The sequence below is a fragment of the Acinetobacter sp. P8-3-8 genome (genome assembly GCF_000214135.1).
Lineage (GTDB): Bacteria > Pseudomonadota > Gammaproteobacteria > Pseudomonadales > Moraxellaceae > Acinetobacter.
In genome coordinates this window covers 1-915 of record NZ_AFIE01000134.1, presented here as the reverse complement: position 1 = coordinate 915, position 915 = coordinate 1, and the positions used below count along the sequence as shown (strand labels likewise).

The 915-nt window shown below is 32.7% G+C and carries 2 protein-coding genes; both read right to left on the bottom strand.

Features of this window, described 5'->3' with window-relative positions:
- Positions 1-278, bottom strand: a 278-nt coding sequence (locus GGG_RS20210; protein WP_138920303.1) for a hypothetical protein, incomplete at its 3' end; no start/stop codon positions are given.
- On the bottom strand, positions 271-915 hold a 645-nt coding region (locus GGG_RS20205), incomplete at its 5' end, for a hypothetical protein (RefSeq protein WP_010118035.1). The genes GGG_RS20210 and GGG_RS20205, both read right to left, overlap by 8 nt.

The following is a 915-nucleotide window of genomic DNA, read 5'->3' as shown; positions in this document are numbered from 1 at the left end:
GATAAAATATCTGCAATTTGGTTCAGTTGTTGTGTTTGGCTAATAAAATTAATAGGTTGAACATTTTTCTTGTTCAACGATGTATCGAGTTGGGCTGTTGTATGGCGAAGTAACTTCCCATCTTGAGTATATTGCCATTGCTGTACTTCATCTTGACTAATCTGACGAATGGGTTTTGAGCCGTCAAATTCAGTTTTTTGGGTAATTATTTCTTCTTGAGTTTTAGGGTTTTTAAGCGAGGACTCAACAAGATTATGTGCATAGTCATACTTATTCATCTGAATAAAACCTTTTCTCATCAATGATTTCTGTAGGTAAATCTATTTCATTAAAACGATATAGTTTTATTCCTATGGCTGGTGATTGAGTTAGTACAGTACGACCAAAATCATCCATCCATTTATTTTGTTGTAAGCCAGCAGACGATTGAGTGGCATGACCTTGATTGAATGAAGATAATGTAGAGTGAATTAATTGATTGCTTTTATTTTCTATTTGTAAAGCAATCGTACGCCCAAGCCCATCAGCGTATTGGATAAAAACACGATTGATCGCATCTTTGCGCGTAGAAATGAGACCAGTTTGGCTTGTTTTTTGTAATAAACCTAAAGCATCAGAAACCTCAGTTGATACATTGTCAGAACTGAAATTAAATTTATTCATGGTTTGATGAACCAATTTACCGTCTTGATCGACTAATGTTTCAGATGTAACTAGATTTTCAGTATTATATTTTTTTTGAAGATTTAAGCCTTGAATATTTCGTTTTTCAATCAAGCGACCCATTAAATCATAAATAAAGTCTGTTTGTTGTAAACCATTTTGAGTCGAAATAAGTTGTCCTTGAGCATTAAACTTATTTTCAATAATGTGCTTTTGATTTGCAGAATGATAAATATATTTAGATACGTTTAG